19 protein-coding genes are annotated in these 19,570 nt (G+C 53.6%); 4 read left to right on the top strand and 15 right to left on the bottom strand.

Going from position 1 to position 19,570, the window contains the following annotated elements; all coding sequences use genetic code 11:
* Window positions 1-165: 165 nt before the first annotated feature.
* The 15 genes from HX773_RS04530 to msrP form a co-directional block, all read right to left on the bottom strand.
* Window positions 166-927 (bottom strand): amino acid ABC transporter ATP-binding protein, encoded by a 762-nt coding sequence (locus tag HX773_RS04530; protein ID WP_061720213.1) that lies wholly within the window; start codon window positions 925-927, stop codon window positions 166-168.
* A gap of 8 nt (window positions 928-935) precedes the next feature.
* On the bottom strand, window positions 936-2,036 hold the full coding sequence (locus HX773_RS04525; RefSeq protein ID WP_061720212.1) for an amino acid ABC transporter permease: 1,101 nt from the start codon (window positions 2,034-2,036) through the stop codon (window positions 936-938).
* A gap of 15 nt (window positions 2,037-2,051) precedes the next feature.
* Window positions 2,052-3,230 carry an amino acid ABC transporter permease gene (locus tag HX773_RS04520; protein WP_176970594.1) on the bottom strand — a complete coding sequence of 393 codons (1,179 nt, stop codon included), beginning with the start codon at window positions 3,228-3,230 and terminating at the stop codon, window positions 2,052-2,054.
* 66 nt (window positions 3,231-3,296) lie between these two features.
* Window positions 3,297-4,322: an amino acid ABC transporter substrate-binding protein gene (locus tag HX773_RS04515; RefSeq protein ID WP_007891952.1), complete on the bottom strand. Its 1,026-nt coding sequence runs from the start codon at window positions 4,320-4,322 to the stop codon at window positions 3,297-3,299.
* Window positions 4,323-4,865: 543 nt separating this feature from the next.
* Window positions 4,866-5,162 (bottom strand): DNA-binding transcriptional regulator Fis, encoded by a 297-nt coding sequence (fis, locus tag HX773_RS04510; protein ID WP_007891954.1) that lies wholly within the window; start codon window positions 5,160-5,162, stop codon window positions 4,866-4,868.
* Between the two features lie 24 nt (window positions 5,163-5,186).
* Complete coding sequence (gene dusB, locus HX773_RS04505; protein ID WP_176970593.1) at window positions 5,187-6,152, bottom strand: tRNA dihydrouridine synthase DusB; 966 nt, start codon at window positions 6,150-6,152, stop codon at window positions 5,187-5,189.
* Window positions 6,153-6,541: 389 nt separating this feature from the next.
* On the bottom strand, window positions 6,542-7,231 hold the full coding sequence (locus tag HX773_RS04500) for a carbonic anhydrase (RefSeq protein WP_370463585.1): 690 nt from the start codon (window positions 7,229-7,231) through the stop codon (window positions 6,542-6,544).
* Between the two features lie 241 nt (window positions 7,232-7,472).
* Window positions 7,473-8,354, bottom strand: coding sequence for a 50S ribosomal protein L11 methyltransferase (gene prmA / locus HX773_RS04495; RefSeq protein WP_176970591.1), 882 nt, complete (start codon window positions 8,352-8,354; stop codon window positions 7,473-7,475).
* 11 nt (window positions 8,355-8,365) lie between these two features.
* On the bottom strand, window positions 8,366-9,811 hold the full coding sequence (gene panF / locus HX773_RS04490; RefSeq protein ID WP_176970590.1) for a sodium/pantothenate symporter: 1,446 nt from the start codon (window positions 9,809-9,811) through the stop codon (window positions 8,366-8,368).
* Window positions 9,801-10,043: a YhdT family protein gene (locus tag HX773_RS04485; protein WP_176970589.1), complete on the bottom strand. Its 243-nt coding sequence runs from the start codon at window positions 10,041-10,043 to the stop codon at window positions 9,801-9,803. The genes panF and HX773_RS04485 overlap by 11 nt, the downstream gene beginning before the upstream one ends.
* Window positions 10,044-10,115: 72 nt before the next feature.
* Entirely contained in the window at window positions 10,116-11,465 is a 1,350-nt protein-coding gene (accC, locus tag HX773_RS04480; RefSeq protein ID WP_008101999.1) for an acetyl-CoA carboxylase biotin carboxylase subunit, read from the bottom strand.
* 11 nt (window positions 11,466-11,476) lie between these two features.
* Complete coding sequence (accB, locus tag HX773_RS04475; protein WP_176970588.1) at window positions 11,477-11,947, bottom strand: acetyl-CoA carboxylase biotin carboxyl carrier protein; 471 nt, start codon at window positions 11,945-11,947, stop codon at window positions 11,477-11,479.
* A gap of 21 nt (window positions 11,948-11,968) precedes the next feature.
* On the bottom strand, window positions 11,969-12,421 hold the full coding sequence (aroQ, locus tag HX773_RS04470) for a type II 3-dehydroquinate dehydratase (RefSeq protein ID WP_176970587.1): 453 nt from the start codon (window positions 12,419-12,421) through the stop codon (window positions 11,969-11,971).
* 232 nt (window positions 12,422-12,653) lie between these two features.
* On the bottom strand, window positions 12,654-13,256 hold the full coding sequence (msrQ, locus tag HX773_RS04465) for a protein-methionine-sulfoxide reductase heme-binding subunit MsrQ (protein WP_176970586.1): 603 nt from the start codon (window positions 13,254-13,256) through the stop codon (window positions 12,654-12,656).
* Window positions 13,257-14,261 carry a protein-methionine-sulfoxide reductase catalytic subunit MsrP gene (gene msrP, locus HX773_RS04460; protein ID WP_176970585.1) on the bottom strand — a complete coding sequence of 335 codons (1,005 nt, stop codon included), beginning with the start codon at window positions 14,259-14,261 and terminating at the stop codon, window positions 13,257-13,259.
* 324 nt (window positions 14,262-14,585) lie between these two features.
* Here msrP and csrD point away from each other — a divergent pair, with 324 nt between their 5' ends.
* The 4 genes from csrD to mreD all read left to right on the top strand — a co-directional run bounded on the left by csrD (window position 14,586) and on the right by mreD (window position 19,563).
* Window positions 14,586-16,532 carry an RNase E specificity factor CsrD gene (gene csrD, locus HX773_RS04455; RefSeq protein ID WP_176970584.1) on the top strand — a complete coding sequence of 649 codons (1,947 nt, stop codon included), beginning with the start codon at window positions 14,586-14,588 and terminating at the stop codon, window positions 16,530-16,532.
* Between the two features lie 310 nt (window positions 16,533-16,842).
* A complete protein-coding gene (mreB, locus tag HX773_RS04450) occupies window positions 16,843-17,886 on the top strand; it encodes a rod shape-determining protein MreB (RefSeq protein WP_007891976.1) in 1,044 nt (347 codons plus the stop codon).
* Window positions 17,887-18,043: 157 nt separating this feature from the next.
* Window positions 18,044-19,078 (top strand): rod shape-determining protein MreC, encoded by a 1,035-nt coding sequence (gene mreC / locus HX773_RS04445; RefSeq protein ID WP_008101989.1) that lies wholly within the window; start codon window positions 18,044-18,046, stop codon window positions 19,076-19,078.
* Complete coding sequence (gene mreD / locus HX773_RS04440) at window positions 19,075-19,563, top strand: rod shape-determining protein MreD (RefSeq protein WP_101762839.1); 489 nt, start codon at window positions 19,075-19,077, stop codon at window positions 19,561-19,563. Before mreC ends, mreD begins: the two co-directional genes overlap by 4 nt.
* The last annotated feature ends 7 nt before the right edge of the window (window positions 19,564-19,570 follow it).

Here is a 19,570-nt window from a genome sequence, read left to right as displayed (position 1 = left end):
AGGGAACTGCCAGGCATCAAACACAGAAGCCCTGAACGAAAGTTCAGGGCTTTTTTGTATGCGTTAAAAGCTTCAATGCCACCTAAAAACGCCCCAATTCAAATTGCAGTCATAAAAAAGCCCCTGCTTTCAGCAGAGGCGTTTATTAATCTAACTCTTTGAATATCAGTGAATAACCTGAGACAGAAACGCACGCGTACGTTCTGATTTCGGGTTGGCGAAGAACTCCTGAGGTGGAGCTTCTTCCACAATTTCACCGCGATCCATGAAGATCACACGATCCGCCACCGTACGCGCAAACCCCATTTCATGAGTAACGCACAACATGGTCATGCCATCTTCTGCCAGGCCAATCATCGTATCGAGTACTTCTTTCACCATCTCTGGATCGAGCGCTGAAGTGGGCTCATCAAACAGCATAATTTTCGGCTTCATACAGAGTGAACGGGCGATCGCCACGCGCTGCTGCTGACCACCCGAAAGCTGGCCAGGAAACTTATGCGCATGCTCAGCAATGCGTACACGCTGAAGGTAATGCATGGCCAGCTCTTCCGCTTCTTTCTTCGGCATTTTGCGCACCCAAATCGGTGCCAGCGTACAGTTTTGCAGAACGGTAAGATGCGGAAAAAGATTAAAATGCTGGAAAACCATGCCGACTTCGGTACGAACACGTTCAATATTGCGCACATCGTGATTGAGATGGATGCCATCTACCACGATGCGTCCTTGCTGATGTTCTTCGAGGTGATTGATGCAGCGAATAGTGGTCGATTTACCCGAACCGGACGGTCCGCACAGTACGATACGTTCGCGTGGTTTTACTTTTAAATTGATGTCTTTCAGTACATGGAACTGACCGTACCATTTGTTAACGTTTTCGAGTGTAATCATCATGGCATCAGCCGCATTAGTCATAGTTTGTGTCATGTTAAACCTCAGTGCGATGCACGCCCGGTGTGAAAACGCTTCTCCAGATACTGGCTATAGCGCGACATGCTAAAACAGAAAATCCAGTAAACCATGGCAGCAAACACATAGCCTTCCGTCGACATCCCCAACCAGGTTGGGTCAACGGTGGCTTGCTGCACGCTACTGAAGAGATCGAATAGGCCGATGATGATCACCAGGCTGGTATCTTTAAATAGCGCAATGATGGTATTCACCAGACCGGGAATGGTCATCTTGAGCGCCTGCGGTAAAATCACCAGCATCTGGGTTTTCCAGTAGCCCAGCGACAGGGATTCAGCGGCTTCATATTGGCCTTTCGGTAGCGCCTGCAAACCGCCGCGCACCACTTCCGCGACATACGCAGACTGGAACAAGATCACGCCAACCAAAGCACGCACCAGTTTGTCGATGGTGGTGCCTTCTGCCATAAACAGCGGCAGCATCACCGACGACATAAACAGCACGGTGATCAGCGGTACACCACGCCAGAACTCAATGAAGATGATCGAAAGTGTACGCACCACCGGCATTTCTGAGCGGCGTCCCAGCGCCAGTAAAATCCCCAGCGGCAGCGCGCCGGCAATCCCCACTGAAGCGATAATCAGCGTCAATGTCAGGCCGCCCCACTGGCGAGTCTCTACGCGCTCTAAACCGAAATAGCCACCGTACATCAGGAACCAAACAACAATCGGATAGACCACCGCCCAGCAGGCGATATAGCGACCACGACGCGGCATCGATTTGATAAACATCGGAATAATCGAGAGCAAGCCGATGACCAGCGACAGGTTGATGCGCCAGCGCAGTTCATGCGGATAGAGCCCATACATAAACTGGCCAAAGCGTGCATGGATAAACACCCAACATGCGCCTTCTTTGGTGCAATCTGCGCGCGTCTCACCGATCCAGTTAGCCTGAAATACCAGCCAGTTGAGTGCCGGAGGAATCACGTTCCAGATAAGCCAGATACTGAACAACGTCAGCAGCGTATTCAGCCAGCTGGAGAACAGATTTTTGCGTGCCCAGAGCCAAGCCTTGCTGAGTGGATTGGTCGGAATCGGCGGTGTTTCATGTGTAGTAACAGACATAATGATCCCGTTCTCTTAACGTTCAACCAGCGCAATTTTGCGATTGTAGAGGTTCATCAGCAGTGAAATGATCAGGCTGATAATCAGGTAAACCGCCATGGTAATCGCGATAGTTTCAATCGCCTGACCGGTTTGGTTCAGCACGGTACCGGCAAACAGCGAAACCATGTCTGGATAGCCGATAGCGGCCGCCAGCGATGAGTTTTTCACGATATTGAGGTACTGGCTGGTGAGTGGCGGGATAATCACACGCATTGCCTGCGGGATGATCACCTGACGCATGGTCACTGGATTAGGTAAACCGAGCGAACGTGCAGCTTCGCTTTGACCATGTGGCACCGACTGAATACCGGAGCGAATCACTTCGGCGATGAACGACGAGGTATAAACCGACAGCGCGAGAGTCAACGCGGCGAGCTCAGGGATCATCACGAAACCGCCGCGGAAGTTAAATCCACGCAGTTCCGGCACATCCCAATGCATGGCAACGCCAAACAAGGTATGAGCAATCAGCGGCAGCAAAACCAGCAGCCCAACCGCAGCCGGCCAGGTGCGACGCAGTTGTCCGGTTTTCAACTGATGCTTGCGGTTGTAGCGGAACAGCGCCACGCAACCCAGCACCGCTAACGCCAGCGCGATCAGGAATGGCCAGGTGCCAGGCGCGTACTCGGGCCACGGAATATACAAACCGCGATTGCTGACGAATGCCAAATCAAAAGCGTTGAGTGCCTGACGCGGGCCGGGCAGGTTACGCAGTACCGCGAAGTACCAGAAAAAGATCTGCAGCAGCGGCGGGATATTACGGAAGGTCTCGATATATATAGTTGAAAGCTTGCGCAGCAGCCAGTTCTCAGACAAGCGAGCCAGGCCAACGGCAAAGCCAAGGATCGAAGCGAAAACAATACAGAGCGCGGAAACCAGCAGGGTGTTGGTCAACCCCACCATAAACACGCGCGCGTAAGTGTCTCCTTCGGTGTAATCGATCAGGTGCTGGACAATGCCGAAGCCGGCACTGCGATCCAGAAACCCGAATCCGGAAGTGATGCCACGATTGGCCAGGTTGATTACGGTGTTGTGGATTAAATATCCCACCACAGCAAGCACGGCAACAATCGCGACGATCTGGTAAAGCCAGGCGCGAACCGTAGGATTACCGAACGAAAAATCCCTTTTTACGGTTGGGCGTTGCGACATGTTAAAACCTCAGTGAAGATTACGCGTGGGCACCGCAGGATGCGGTGCCCGACTGGCAGGACGGAATTAACGAACTGGCGGAGCGTACTGGATGCCGCCCTGATTCCACAGCGCATTCTGGCCGCGCTTAATTTTCAGTGCGCTATCTTTACCGACGTTACGGTCGAACACTTCCTGATAGTTACCCACTTGTTTGATGATGTTGTAAGCCCACTTGTTATCAAGCTTCAGGTCTTTACCGAAGTCACCTTCCGCGCCCAGCAGATGTGCCATATCCGGCGTAGTCGGTTTCGCTACCATGTCATCGACATTTTTAGAGCTGATACCCATCTCTTCCGCGTTCAGCATGGCATACAGCGACCATTTAACGATGGTGAACCAATCGTCATCACCGCGACGTACAACCGGACCCAGCGGCTCTTTGGAGATCACTTCTGGCAGTACGATGAACTCGTCTGGCTTGCCAAGTTTGATACGCAGCGCATACAGCTGAGATTGGTCAGACGCAAGGGTGTCGCAACGGCCGCTGTCGAGGGCTTTAGCGGATTCGTCAGAGCGGTCGAAGGTGACTGGCGTGTACTGCATTTTATGGGTTTTGAAGTAGTCAGCCACGTTCAGCTCGGTATCAGTACCGGCCTGAATACACACGGTGGCGCCATCCAACTCTTTAGCACTTTTCAGACCGGCTTTCTGGTGCGTCAGGAAGCCGATACCGTCGTAATAGTTTACGCCTGCAAACAGGAAGCCCATGCCGCCATCGCGCGATGAGGTCCATGTGGTGTTACGAGACAAGATGTCCACTTCGCCAGACTGCAGCGCGGTAAAACGCTCTTTCGCGGTCAGCGGGGTGTATTTCACTTTGGTTGCGTCGCCAAATACAGCGGCAGCGGCCGCGCGGCACACATCCACGTCAATACCGGTGAATTTGCCGTTAGAGTCAGCATAAGAGAAGCCTGGCAGGCCGTCACTGATGCCGCACTGTACAAAACCTTTCTTCTTAATGGCATCCAGCGTGGTGCCAGCGTGCGCTTGTTGAGCAACGGCTAACAGCGAGGCTGCAGCGACCAGAGTGGAAAGCATCATCTTTTTCATAAAGCATCCTGTGTGGCGATATCGTGTGTTGTTATGTTTGCGCGCACTTTAATGTGCGCTTTTTTCTGTCTGTGGCGGTTAGCCATCCACAACTCTGCAAACCTGATGCCAGGTTTGCAGAATCCTGAATTCTCTGGAAAGATCTTTTAATAAACTGAAGCACTCAGAAGATTCTGGCTAATATGGCGCACCAAAAGGCAGCATGACGAGACGACACGATCACAAATAGTGCAAAAAGTTTCACTATATGGAAGCAGTGTGAGCTAACGCTCAGGAGTGGATGTATGAGTTTGCACGCTTACGGCTGAAGCGGTTGATGATCACAGAGAAAGCGGGCTGAAGGGTGATGAGAGGATAAATGAGCGCGTAATAAAGAGAAGGGAAATGCGTTGCTAAGAGGGGCGGGATATCACTGCTGCAATTGCAACTATCGTTACCATTATCGCGCCAATTGTTTCATGCGTTGTTAACGTCAGGAAATTACCTGGCAGCAGAAACAAAAACGCCAGCCGCAAGGCTGGCGTTATCGCAGCAACGAACAGATTAGTTCATGCCGTATTTTTTCAGCTTCTTACGCAGGGTACCGCGGTTGATACCCATCATCAGAGCTGCACGGGTCTGGTTGCCACGGGTGTACTGCATCACCATGTCCAACAGAGGCTGCTCGACTTCTGCCAATACCAGCTCATACAGGTCACTTACATCCTGACCGTTCAGTTGAGCAAAATAGTTCTTCAGTGACTGTTTAACCGAATCACGCAGTGGCTTTTGGGTCACCTGATCCTGAGAGTTAACGGTAGAAACGGTGAGTACGTCAGAATTTACGCGTTGTTCGAACATAGTTCTTTCAGCTCTTTATTTCGTTTACGCAAGATTTTCGAAGTATGCCTCCAACGCCTCCAGCTGTTCGCTGGCATCCTCTATGGCGTTGAATGTGCGCCGAAACTGGTCATCAGGAGCACTTTCCTGCAAATACCAGGAAACGTGTTTTCGGGCAATACGGTATCCTTTGCGCTGACCGTAAAAGTCGTGCAGCTCCCGTATATGTCCAATCAGCATTTGCTTCACTTCAGCCAGCGGCTTCGGTGCCAGCAGCTCCCCTGTGTCCAGATAATGCTGGATTTCCCGGAAGATCCACGGTCTTCCCTGAGCGGCACGGCCAACCATAAGAGCATCGGCTCCGGTATAGTCGAGCACCGCTCTGGCTTTATGCGGGTCAGTAATGTCGCCATTCGCGATAATCGGAATGGAAACGCTCTGCTTAACTGTCCGAATGCTGTCGTATTCAGCAAATCCCTCAAACAAACAGGCGCGCGTGCGGCCATGAATAGTGAGAGCCTGAATGCCACAGCGTTCAGCCAATTGGGCAATCTCTACACAATTACGATTTTCTTTGTCCCAGCCGGTGCGAATCTTCAGCGTAACCGGTACATCCACTGCATTGACGACCGCACGGAGAATCGACTCCACCAGTTGCGGATGTTGCAGCAGCGCTGAACCTGCCATCTTACGATTCACTTTTTTGGCCGGGCAGCCCATGTTGATATCGATAACCTGCGCGCCAGACGCCACATTAATGCGCGCGGCAGCAGCCATCTCATCAGGATCGCAACCGGCAATTTGCACGGCGCGGATACCAGGCTCGTCACTATGCACCATACGCAAACGGGATTTGTCACTGGCCCAAACTTCCGGGTTCGACGACAGCATCTCGGAGACAGTCATACCGGCGCCGTTCTCATAACACAGGGTGCGAAATGGCTTATCGGATACTCCGGCCATAGGCGCAGCAATGAGTCGATTACGTAGCTGATGTTGTCCAATGCGCATGAAAAAGAAGTGACCCTAACTGTTCGCAAGGCGGCGTATATTACGCATTTTTTAAAGAAGATGAAAGGCCAAACTTTGAACAATTCGCCGTGAGAGAGCAGGGAAATAGCGTTATCAGGCAAGCTCTAAGGTATTAATCTTTATAATTCATATCCTTAAAAAAATACGCTGAAATTGTGTACAAAAATTTTTCTCAAAACATGACCGAAATCACAACATAAAAACCGCCTCTTCCGGTAATTAGCGAAAGAAATGACGCCATTATGATTATTAATTGAACTACTTAGTTACGTAAGGTTAGCGTTTTTTGCGCGAAGGTTGGGTGAACGTCACTCCCCAGAAACTCACATCGCAGGGGAGTGACAGATACACCCTCAGCCATTAGGCCACTATTCAATAATCACGCGACCATTCAGCGGCTGTACAGGACGACTGTTACCGTGCTCACCTAACAGTTTGGCGAACGCTTTGATCTGTTCAGCGGATGCGGAAACAGTTTGCTTCATCACCAACCAGCGCACACCTTCGGTGCAAGGCGGCGTCGTCAACGAACCGCTAAAACGATAGTAATGCTTTTGGCCCGGAATCAGATCGCTAAGACTGAGAGGATGTTGCATCGCGAGCTCCTGATTAACCTTGGGCGGCATCTCACGCAGAATCTCTGCCAGCGCAGGGTTTTCCGCCCCGGTTTCAAACATCACACCCACCACAGCCAGATGGCCTTCTTCGCTGGCATGAACGAAATGCGCGGCCAGCGGATAGCGTTTACCATCAATCAGGTTTTCACTCGGTGTATGGAAATGGAATTGACGCAGGGTAAAAGTTTCACCATCAAGTTTAAGTACATCGCCATCCTTCATATTAATTTGGATGGTATGACCGTTATTGATAATGGATTGCTGTTTGGCTTGATAGCTCAACGTCAGCGGCGGCAGTTGTCCATTAACTACCTGACGAATATCGACAGGCGACTGGTTCACACCGCTTTTACAGGTTTGATAATCGACGCTTAGATTGCCCCATTCAGCCGGTGCTTCATAAGACCAGTTTGAGCTGTGTGCGTGCGTGTACGATGCCATGCTTGTCAGCAGAGCGAATAAACAAAGTTTCTTTTTCATAATCCATTACTTTCAGCGATTTATCGAAGTGAAATGCCTTCAAAGGCATTGCCAGCAGGGATAGCGCTATCGCCTGGAGCAGGATTGTAATGACTGAAATGTAAAGAAACGGCAAGGGATGAGAAGGGCTGGCGCTTTAAGACGGGTCTCAGAAAAATAGTACGGCTTGCCAGTCAGTTAGCCCGACTGGCAAGCGGGCAGGTTAGCGGCGTACGCCTGTAATGCGGCACCACTCTTCTTTCTCAGCAACCGCGTCGAGTTCAAAACGCTCGGCGTAGGCTTCACACACGCTCGCAGCCTGGCTTGCCAGCACCCCGGATAATCCAAGATGACCACCGGCTTTCGGCAGCACGCTAATCAGCGGCGCCAGCTCGCGCAGTGGACCAGCGAGGATGTTGGCGACCACCACGTCAGCCTGCAGGTTTTCCGGCTGCTGGTGGGGCAGATAGAGCGCCAGACGCTCAGAGACGCCATTACGTTCGGCGTTATCACGGCTGGCCTGAATCGCCTGCGGATCGATATCAATGCCGATCGCCTGCGCAGCGCCCAATTTGAGTGCGGCGATAGCGAGAATGCCGGAGCCACAGCCAAAGTCGATCACCGTTTTGCCCTGCAGATCCAGGCCATCAAGCCAGGTCAAACACATCGACGTGGTGGGATGCGTGCCGGTACCAAAGGCGAGGCCCGGATCCAGCATCACATTGACGGCATCGGGATCCGGCACATCGCGCCAGCTTGGGCAGATCCACAGGCGCTCACCGAAACGCATCGGGTGGAAGTTATCCATCCATTCACGTTCCCAGTCTTTATCTTCGATCTGCTCGATCTTATGGCGAAACGCGGATCCCAGCAGTGGATGCTGGCTCAACTCGGCCACCACATCGCTCATTTCGGTTTCAGCGTCGAACAGGCCGATGACATCGGTATCGCCCCACAGCAGCGTTTCGCCCGGCAGCGGCTCGTAAACCGGATTGTCGTGCGTGTCCTGGAAAGTGACCGACACCGCGCCCACCTCCATCAGCGCATCGCTCAGGGTTTCGGCGTTTTCGCCGGTGCTGTTAATTTTGATTTGAATCCAAGGCATAGCGTTTCTCTTTATTCCAGTGCCGCGGCATGCGTTGCAGGCGTGCGGCCAAACAGATTGCCCACCAGGAAGGCCAGCAGGCTTAAGGTCAATGACGGAACGATCGGGTGGAAACCCCACCATTCAATATTCAGGCTGGCAAGCAGCGTATAGCATCCCGCGCCGACCAGCATGCCGCTGATCGCGCCCGTGGAGTTGGCGCGCTCCCAGTACAATCCCAGCACCAGCGGCCACAGGAATACCGCTTCAAGGCCACCAAATGCCAGCAGATTCAGCCAGATAATCATATCGGGCGGATTCCACGCCGCCAGCAGCAGCAGCACGCCGAGCACGAAAGTGATGGTGCCTGACAACATGCGCAGGCGCGCCTCATTTTCACTGTGCTGCGGGGCAATGCGCAGGTAGAGATCTTTGATCAGCGTAGCGGAGGATTGCAGCAACTGCGCGTTGATGGTCGACATAATGGCCGCCATCGGCGCCGCAAGAAATACGCCCGCCGCCATTGGCGGTAACACGGTAATCATCAGCGTAGGAATCACGCGATCGGGGATGGTGAGATCGGGCAAAATCACGCGTCCCAGCGCACCGGCCAGATGCATGCCGAACATCAGGATCACCACCACAATGGTGCCGAGCACAATGCCACGATGCATTGCTTTGCTGTCTTTATACGAAATACAGCGCACCGCGGTGTGGGGCAGACCAATCACCCCGAAACACACCAGCACGGCAAACGAGCTGAGGAAGGTTGGATTGATGACATTGCCCACGCCTTCCGGCGAGGTCAGCTGCGGATCGATATCGTGCAGTTTGGTCACTGCGGAGGCTAATCCGCCAGCGTGGTGAATCACTGCAAACAGCAGCAGGAAGGTGCCGATAAGCATCACCAAACCTTGCATCGCATCGTTCAGCACGCTGGCGCGGAAGCCACCGAAAGCGGTATAGAGCGCGATGGTGCCGCCGAAGATGAGCAGGCCGGTGTCATAAGGAATGCCGGCCGCCGTTTCCAGCAGGCGCGCACCGCCGATGAACTGCACGGTCATCGCGCCGATAAATGCCACCAACAAACTGATGCTGGAGAGCCAAATCAGCAGCGTGCTGCCATAGCGGCCATACAGCATGTCGTTGAGCGTAACGGCGTTGTAGCGACGCGCCAGAATCGCGAATTTCTTGCCTAATACGCCTAGCGAAAGCCAGACGGCGGGCACCTGAATCATCGCCAGCAGCACCCAGCCAAGGCCATATTTATAGGCTGCGCCGGGACCGCCAATAAACGAGCTTGCGCTGATGTAAGTGGTGGTGATGGTCATGGCCAGCACAAAGCCGCCCATCGAACGGCTGCCGAGGAAGTATTCGCTCAGGAAGTTGCCCTGACGCTGCTTGCGCATGGCAAACACCGACAGCGCGGCGATCAGCACCAGATAAGCCAACAGCGGAAGAATGATTTCAGAGTCCATCGTTATCCTCCAGCGACATGTCGCGGAACAGCACGCGCACCATCAGCCAGCACAACACAATAAACAGCAGCGGGGCGAACAGACACGACAGCTCGAACCATCTTGGTAAGCCAAACAAGCCGATCTCATTGCCGCCCAGCCAGGCAGAAAATCCCCAAACGGCAAGGTAGGCCAGCGTCAGATAAAATGACCAGCGCGCCTCTTTGTTCGCTTGTAAAAAACGCCAATCCATTATGTAACCTCAAAGGCGACAAAAATGAAAAAGGCCGGAGTTAACCGGCCTCTGTTTTGCTCTGCGCTGCAATTATTTCTCTTGCAGGCCGAGTTTTTTCTCCAGATAGTGGATGTTGGTGCCACCTTGCTGGAAGTTTTCGTCGGACATGATTTTCATCTGCAGCTCAATGTTGGTCTTGATGCCGTCGATGATCAGTTCCGCCAGCGCATTCTTCATACGCGAGATTGCCACGTCACGGTTTTCACCGTAGGTAATCAGCTTACCAATCATGGAATCGTAGTACGGTGGCACGCTGTAACCGGCATAGATATGCGATTCCCAACGCACACCGAAGCCGCCCGGTGCATGGAAACGGGTGATCTTGCCTGGGCTTGGCAGGAAGGTATTAGGATCTTCGGCGTTGATACGGCATTCCACCGCATGACCGCGAATCACCACGTCTTCCTGTTTAATCGACAGCGGCTGACCAGCAGCAATACGCAGCTGCTCTTTGATCAGATCGACGCCGGTGATCATCTCGGTCACCGGATGCTCCACCTGAATACGGGTGTTCATCTCGATGAAGTAGAACTCACCGTTTTCGTACAGGAACTCAAACGTACCCGCACCGCGATAGCCGATATCGATACAGGCTTTAGAGCAGCGCTCGCCGATGTAGCGACGCAGTTCCGGCGTGATGCCTGGCGCTGGCGCTTCTTCGACGACTTTCTGGTGACGACGCTGCATTGAGCAGTCACGTTCGGCCAGATAGATAGCGTTACCCTGGCCGTCGGCCAGCACCTGAATCTCGATGTGGCGTGGATTCTCGAGGTACTTCTCCATGTACACCATGTCGTTGTTGAAAGCCGCTTTGGCTTCCGCTTTCGTCATGTTGATGGATTGCTCAAGATCCTTGTCGCTGCGCACTACGCGCATACCGCGACCGCCGCCGCCGCCAGAGGCTTTGATGATCACCGGATAACCGATGCGCTTAGCGAAGGCACGGTTTTTTTCCATGTCGTCGGTCAGCGAGCCATCAGAACCTGGCACAGTTGGCACGCCCGCTTTCTTCATGGCGGTGATCGCAGACACTTTGTCGCCCATCAGGCGAATGGTGTCGGCTTTCGGGCCAATGAAGATAAAGCCTGAACGCTCAACCTGCTCGGCGAAATCGGCGTTCTCAGAGAGGAAGCCGTAACCCGGATGGATCGCGACCGCGCCGGTAATTTCAGCGGCGGAGATCAGTGCCGGGATGTTCAGGTAGCTTTTGACTGAAGGTGGCGGGCCGATGCAGACGGTTTCGTCTGCCAGCAGCACGTGCTTCAGGTCACGGTCCGCGGTGGAGTGCACGGCAACAGTCTTAATGCCCAGCTCTTTGCAGGCACGCAGAATGCGCAGCGCGATCTCACCACGGTTAGCAATGACAATTTTATCCAGCATGCTTCGCCTCGTTATTCGATGATGACCAGCGGCTCGTCAAATTCAACCGGTTGGCCGCTTTCGACCAGAATCGCCTTCACAACGCCGGATTTGTCGGCTTCGATCTGGTTCATCATTTTCATCGCTTCAACGATGCACAGGGTGTCGCCGGCATTCACTTTCTGGCCAACTTCAATGAAGGCTTTCGCGTCTGGGCTTGGGGTGCGATAGAAGGTGCCAACCATCGGTGAACGCACGATGTGGCCACTGATTTCTGGTTTAGCGACTTCGGCTGCAACCGGTGCGGCAGGCGCCACAGCGGTGGCCAGCGCAGGCTGCTGCTGCATCATTGGCGCAGCATAAGCCTGCTGCATCATTGGGTAGCCGACATTTGCAGGTGAACGGCTGATACGAACGGACTCTTCGCCCTCGGAGATTTCCAGCTCGGAGATGCCAGACTCTTCAACCAGTTCGATCAGTTTCTTAATTTTACGAATATCCATGAGTGTGGTTCCGTACTCTGTTTAATTGGAATGTGACAGGCGTTTTACTGCCGTTTGTAAAGCCCAAGAGTATCCATCAGCGCCAAGTCCACAGATGACGCCGGCAGATACATCGGAAAGATAGGAGTGATGTCGGAACGGTTCGCGTGCATGCACGTTCGAGAGATGCACCTCAATAAAAGGAATGCTAACCGCCAACAGGGCATCACGCAGTGCAACGCTGGTATGCGTGAACGCAGCAGGATTGATGATGATGTAGTCCACGTTGCTGCGGGCTTCATGAATACGGTCGATCAACTGAAACTCTGCGTTCGATTGCAAATGACTCAATTTCACATGATGCTGATCGGCCTGTTGCGTCAGATCGCCGACGATTTGCGCCAGCGTAGTGTGACCATACTTATCAGGCTCGCGCGTTCCCAGTAGATTCAGGTTGGGACCGTTCAAAAGCAGTATGTGAAATTTGTGCGCCATCTTGCTGCTATCTCCTGCAATCAGTAAGGCATCGCGTAAAATACCGCGACATCTCGCGTTTGTCACCCTTGCGGATGAAAAACCAGACTTCGCTTGCAATAAAGCCGGGCATTATATCCGTTTCGTCGACATTCGCAGCAAAATACTGGTCTTATCTGCGAAGTTGATCGAATGCGGCCCGAAGGCCACACTTTTTAACAGATCTCGCGGGAGGAACACAACCGTGCGGGGATTATCTATGGAGAAGTTTACGCAACTTATTGTAACGCCACGCTAACAGCGCAATGGCCAGCACGGCGTAGATCACCGGCTGCGGGGAGAGCACTTTCACTGACCAGATATAGTGAATCGGCACGAGGATCGCGACCAGATAGACGCCGTTATGCAGCGTTTGCCAGCGACGACCGAGTTTGCGCTGCATGCGTTGAAATGAGGTGACGGCGAGGGCAAAGAGAATAATCCAGCTGATCATCCCCAGTAACAAATAAGGACGCGAAATCAGCTCGCTGCCGAGTAAACGCAGATGATCGTAGCCAAGTTCCAGCAAGTAGTAGCTGGTGAGATGCAAACTGGCCCAGGCGAAACACCACACGCCGAGCAGGCGGCGGGTGCGAATCAGCAGCGGCTGTTTCAGGTAGCGGGTTAATGGGCTGACCAGCAGCGTGGCGAGCAGCAACTTTAGCGCCATTCTGCCGGTAAAATGCTGGATATCTTTCGCCGGATCAGCGCTCAGCCAGCCCTGACTCGCCGCCATAAACAGATAAACAAACGGCAGAAAAGCCGCCAGATGCAGCACGACTTTTAACGCGGTGATGTGGCGTAAAGAGAGGCGCACTCAATAGTTCTCCCGTAAATCCAGGCCGCGATACAGTGAAGCCACTTCTTTCGCGTAGCCGTTGAACAGCAGCGTAGGTTGGCGATCAACCTTCAGAATGCCGCCTGCGCCAATAAAGCGTTCGGTTGCCTGCGACCAGCGCGGATGGTTCACATGCGGGTTCACATTGGCGTAGAAACCGTACTCATTGGCGGCGATCTGGCTCCAGGTGGTTGGCGGGCGATCGTGCGTCAGCGTGATCTTCACAATCGATTTAATCCCTTTGAAGCCATATTTCCACGGCACCGTCAGGCGAATCGGTGCGCCATTCTGTGGCGGCAGCGCTTTGCCGTACACGCCGGTGCTCAGCAGCGTCAGCGGATGCATCGCTTCATCAAGACGCAAGCCTTCTACATAGGGATAATTCAGCCCGCCGCCGATAAAGCGATCTTTCTGGCCCGGCATTTGGTCGGGTGCGTACAGCGTTTCAAACGCCACAAAGCGCGCATTGCTGGTGGGTTCTGCCAGTTTGAGCAGTTTGTTGAGTTCAAAACCGACCCACGGAATCACCATCGACCAGGCTTCGACGCAGCGCATGCGATAGATACGCTGTTCCATCGCGAAACGCTTGAAGATGTCATCCATATCCAGCGTGATCGGTTTGGCAACTTCACCTTCGATACGCAGTTTCCACGGATCGGTTTTCAGCGTGCCAGCATTGGCTGCAGGATCGGCTTTATCGAGGCCAAATTCGTAGAAGTTGTTATAACCCGACACCTTATCATACGGCGTGAGCGGCAAATCGGCCTGCCATTCGGCCGGTTTAGTGAAATCTAAATCACGGCCAGCGGGCGCGGGCGGGCGGTTGTTGCCTTTAAACCAGCTCAGCACATCGGCTTGCGCGGTGCCGGGTAAACTGGCTGCTGCTGCGCCTAATCCCAACGCTTTCAGCACCTGACGGCGGCGCATATTAAAGACGCTTTCTGGCGTGACGTCGGCTTCTGTTAGCAAGTGCTTCAGGTTCATGACGTTCTCCTGTGAATAGTAAGTTATAACCAGCATGCTCAACTTCAGCGTCAGGCGCGAACTTGCGGGGAAAAATGTGAAATTTCCTGGCAAAACGCCCTCTTTGAGAATAGGACGAAAAAGCCCATAGCAAAGTCAGGCCATCACGGTTTAACGCTATACTCGCGCCGTAGCGCTTATCATGCTGTGTTATGTGCGATTTTGATGCCAGTCTGGCGCTGAATCACACCTTGATTTGTGCTATTTTGCTCAGGTTTGCGCCAGTGGTAAGAGTGGCGCCAACGGATTAACACCGTTCATAACCGCAGTGATGCAGGCACAGGGATGCGATTAACAACTAAATTTTCTGCGTTTATTACCTTATTAAGCTTACTGGCGATGATATTGATGCTGGTGGGCTGCGCTTTTAGTTTTATCTGGCTATCGCAGCAGCGCGTGGAAACGCGGATGCAAACGCTGGCGACTGAAGTGGATAAAGCACTGGCTTCACAATCGCCGCAGGAAATCACGCAGTGGCTAACGCGCATGATGCCGGTGGTCAATGCAGAGCAGATGCAACTGCTGAACGGCGATACGTTAGTGTTCAGTTTAGCCCGCCACGAAAATCCGATGTTAGAAGATGAGCCCAATCGCTTTGTGCAGTTCGATTTGCCACTGACGCATTCGCCGGGCCTCGAACTGCGCGTGGTGGTGCTGGATCCCGCCAAAACCCTGTTTCGTTCCTTTACTGGCACTTATACGCTGGTGGTCCTGTTTACTGTCGTTGCAATTATGTGTGTGCTGCTGGTGATGACCAACCGCTGGCTCAATCGGCGCTGGCAGAATATGGAACAGCTAGAAGCACGCGCCGATCGCATTCTGAGCGGAGAACGCCGTTCGCAGGATGACCATGTAGCGGAGTGGCCGCCGAAAGCCAGTCGCGCCATCGATACGCTGCTGGGCGATTTGCAGGAAGCGGGCGAGCAGCGTTTACGCATCGATACCTTAATTCGCACCTTTGCGGCGCAGGATTCGCGCACCGGCCTGAACAATCGCTTGTTCTTCGATAACCAGTTGGCGACGTTGCTGGAAGATCAGGAAGATGTCGGCACGCATGGCGTGGTGATGATGGTGCGCCTGCCGGATCTCGATACGCTGCACGAAACCCTCGGCCCAACGCTGGTGGAAGAGTATCTGTTTGATCTGATTAATATGCTGTCGACCTTTGTGCTGCGCTATCCGGGTGCGCTGCTGGCGCGTTATTTCCGCAGTGATTTCGCCGTCTTGCTGCCGCATCGCACTTTAAAAGAAGCCAACAGCATTGCCGATCAACTGATTAACGCCGTCGATTCACTGCCACCGATGCGCATGGTCGATCGCGATGATTTGATCCACATCGGCATCAGCGCGTGGCGCAGCGGACAGAGCGTGTCGCAGGTGATGGAAAATGTGGAGATGGCCACGCGGCGTGCGGCATTGCAGGGCGGTAATAGCTGGTCGGTTGGCGAAGGCAATACGCTGGATATGGGGCGCGGCAGCGTGCGCTGGCGGACCTTGCTGGAGAATACGCTCAATCGTGGTGGTCCGCGTCTATACCAAAAGCCGGCGGTGCTGCTGGATGGAAAAGTCCATCATCGTGAATTACTGACGCGCGTGTTCGATGGCGACAAAGAAGTGGTGTCGGCTGAATTTATGCCGCTGGTATTACAGCTGGGTATGACTGACAGCTGGGATCGCCAACTGGTGACGCGCATCGCGGCGCTCTCGGAAGTGTGGCCGGATGAAACTCTGGCACTACCAGTGAATATTGACTCGCTGTTGCAGCGGCCTTTTCAGCGCTGGCTGCAAAAACTGCTGCTGCAGTGCAGCAAATCGCAAAGAAAACGTTTTTTATTTGAACTTGCTGAGGCCGACGTTTGTCAACACATCAGCCGTTTAGTGCCGGTTTTCCATATGCTAACCGCATTTGGCTGTCGCATTGCGGTGGATCAGGCCGGTTTGACGGTGGTGAGCAGCGCCTACATTAAACAATTCCCGATAGAAGTGATTAAACTTGCGCCGGGTTTGGTACGCAATATTGAACGACGTACCGAGAACCAGCTGTTTGTGCAGAGCTTGCTGGAAGTGTGTAAGTCATCACCAACGCAGGTTTTCGCCGCGGGCGTGCGGACACGCGCAGAGTGGCAAACGCTGTCGGGATTGGGTGTTTCTGGCGGGCAGGGCGATTTCTTTGCGCCATCGTTGCCGGTCAACAGTAATGTAAAGAAACACTCACAACGTTATCGAATTTAGGCCTTCAGCGCGCGAAGTGCGGGCTGATGGCTGTTTTTATCGCTTATTTGTGCCGGAGCGCGCGATGCTGGCGGCTGGAAATGTTAGATTTTATGTCGAAATTCGCCCGCTAGCGCCGGGGCAATTTAGGTTAAAACGGCGTGTTAACGCCATTTAACTGCGGCAAAAGACCCTACGATCAGGCCAAAAAAGTATTCAGCGTATTTTTTCACCGAAGCAGAACGTTTTTGCGCCTTGTAGCGGCTTCGCGTGGTTGGTAAAGTAGGCGGATTTTATTTTCCGCCCCCAGCTTGCAGGATTATCCCTTAGTATGTTTAAAAAATTTCGTGGCATGTTTTCCAATGACTTGTCCATTGACCTGGGTACCGCGAATACCCTGATTTACGTGAAAGGACAAGGCATCGTGTTGAACGAGCCTTCTGTGGTTGCCATTCGTCAGGATCGTGCCGGCTCCCCAAAGAGCGTAGCGGCTGTCGGTCATGACGCTAAGCAGATGCTAGGCCGTACGCCGGGCAACATCGCTGCTATCCGTCCTATGAAAGATGGCGTTATCGCCGACTTCTTCGTCACCGAAAAAATGCTGCAGCACTTCATTAAGCAAGTGCATAGCAACAGCTTTATGCGTCCAAGCCCGCGTGTGCTGGTCTGCGTACCGGTGGGTGCGACCCAGGTTGAGCGTCGCGCTATCCGTGAATCTGCACAGGGTGCAGGCGCACGTGAAGTCTTTCTGATTGAAGAGCCAATGGCTGCGGCGATTGGTGCAGGTCTGCCGGTTTCTGAAGCAACCGGTTCCATGGTGGTTGATATCGGTGGTGGTACCACTGAAGTGGCGGTGATCTCGCTGAACGGCGTGGTTTACTCCTCTTCTGTGCGTATTGGTGGTGACCGCTTTGATGAAGCTATCATTAACTATGTCCGCCGCAACTACGGTTCACTGATCGGTGAAGCGACTGCGGAGCGCATCAAGCACGGTATCGGTTCTGCTTATCCGGGCGATGAAGTGCACGAGATTGAAGTACGCGGCCGTAACCTGGCAGAAGGCGTGCCACGCGGCTTTACTCTGAACTCGAACGAGATTCTTGAAGCGCTGCAGGAACCGCTGACCGGTATCGTGAGCGCGGTGATGGTTGCGCTGGAACAGTGCCCACCAGAACTGGCTTCTGACATCTCCGAGCGCGGTATGGTGCTGACCGGTGGTGGCGCACTGCTGCGTAACCTCGATCGCCTGCTGATGGAAGAGACCGGTATTCCGGTGGTCGTGGCAGAAGATCCGCTGACCTGCGTAGCACGCGGCGGTGGTAAAGCGCTGGAAATGATCGACATGCATGGCGGCGATTTGTTCAGCGAGGAGTAATTCCTCAACGGCTGAGGCCCTGGTCAAATTGCGCAGGGAATAGCGCCTATGCTGACGCTGCTGCTGCAACGCACGACGGCGAGATGCGTCCAGCTCTGGAGGCGTTGGCGATTTAGGCTAACGCTTCTTCCCTGATGTCGAGGAACACGCAGAATTTATGAAGCCGATTTTTAGCAGGGGACCTTCCCTGCAGTTGCGCCTCTTTCTGGCAGTCATTGTGGCTATCGCGATTATTATCGCCGATAGCCGCGTGAGCTCCTTTTCCCAGATCCGCAACTACCTGGACACGTCGGTCAGTCCATTTTATTTTTTGGCCAACGGGCCAAGACAACTTCTTGATGGCGTTTCCGAAACGCTGGCGTCCCGTCAGCAATTGGAGCTGGAAAATAAAGCACTGCGCCGTGAGCTCTTCCTGAAAAACAGTGACTTGCTGATGCTGGGGCAATATAAGCAGGAAAACGCGCGTCTGCGCGAACTGCTTGGCTCGCCGCTGCGCCAGGATGAGCACAAGATGGTGACGCAGGTGATCTCCACCGGCACCGATCCTTATACCGATCAGGTGGTTATCGATAAAGGCAGCGTAAACGGTGTTTACGAAGGCCAGCCGGTGATCAGTGATAAAGGTGTGGTCGGTCAGGTGGTCGCGGTCGGTCAGGTGACCAGCCGCGTATTGCTGATTTGTGACGCATCGCACGCGTTGCCGATTCAGGTGCTGCGTAACGATATTCGTGTCATTGCCGCCGGTAATGGCTGCAGCGAAGATCTGCAGCTGGAGCATCTGCCGGGCAACACCGATATTCGTGTGGGCGATGTGCTGGTCACGTCTGGCCTTGGCGGCCGCTTCCCGGAAGGTTATCCGGTTGGCGTGGTCTCCTCGGTGAAAGTCGATACACAGCGTGCTTACACGGTGATTCAAGCGCGTCCAGCCGCTGGCTTGCAGCGTTTGCGCTATCTGCTGCTGCTGTGGGGCGCGGATCGCAACGGCGTGGCACCAATGGCACCGGACGAAGTGCATCGCGTGGCCAACGAACGTTTAATGCAGATGATGCCGCAGGTTCTGCCGCCAGCAGGCGAAATGGGCCCACCGGCACCGGATACTTTGCAGTCATCGCAGCAAATGGGGCCACCGCAACCCGCTAACAGCAGTCGTTCGCAAGGGAATTCTGCGAACACACGCGGAGGCCAGCCTTGAGTCGATATCGCAGCCAGGGCCGATGGGTTATCTGGCTGTCCTTTCTGATTGCCCTCATCCTGCAAATCATGCCGTGGCCGGAACAGATCTATATGTTCCGGCCTTCATGGCTGTTGCTGATCCTCATATACTGGGTGCTGGCGCTGCCGCATCGGGTGAATGTCGGTACCGGTTTTTGTCTCGGTGCGATCATGGATTTGGTGGCCGGTTCAACACTCGGCGTGCGCGCATTAGCCTTCAGCATCATCGCGTATCTGGTGGCCTTTAAATTTCAGTTATTCCGAAACTTAGCGTTGTGGCAGCAGGCATTAATGGTTATGGTGCTGTCCCTTGCGGTGGATGTGATTGTTTTCTGGGCAGAATTCCTGGTGATCAACGTCTCTTTCCGCCCGGAAATCTTCTGGAGTAGCGTGGTCGACGGCGTCCTGTGGCCCTGGCTATTCTTATTGATGAGAAAGATTCGCCGTCAATTCGCTGTTCAGTAAGGAATAC

The organism is Pantoea sp. B9002, from assembly GCF_013385945.1.
In the GTDB taxonomy this organism is placed as follows: Bacteria; Pseudomonadota; Gammaproteobacteria; order Enterobacterales; family Enterobacteriaceae; genus Pantoea.
The sequence above is the reverse complement of the archived record's forward strand: the minus strand, read 5'-3'. Positions and strand labels throughout refer to the sequence as shown.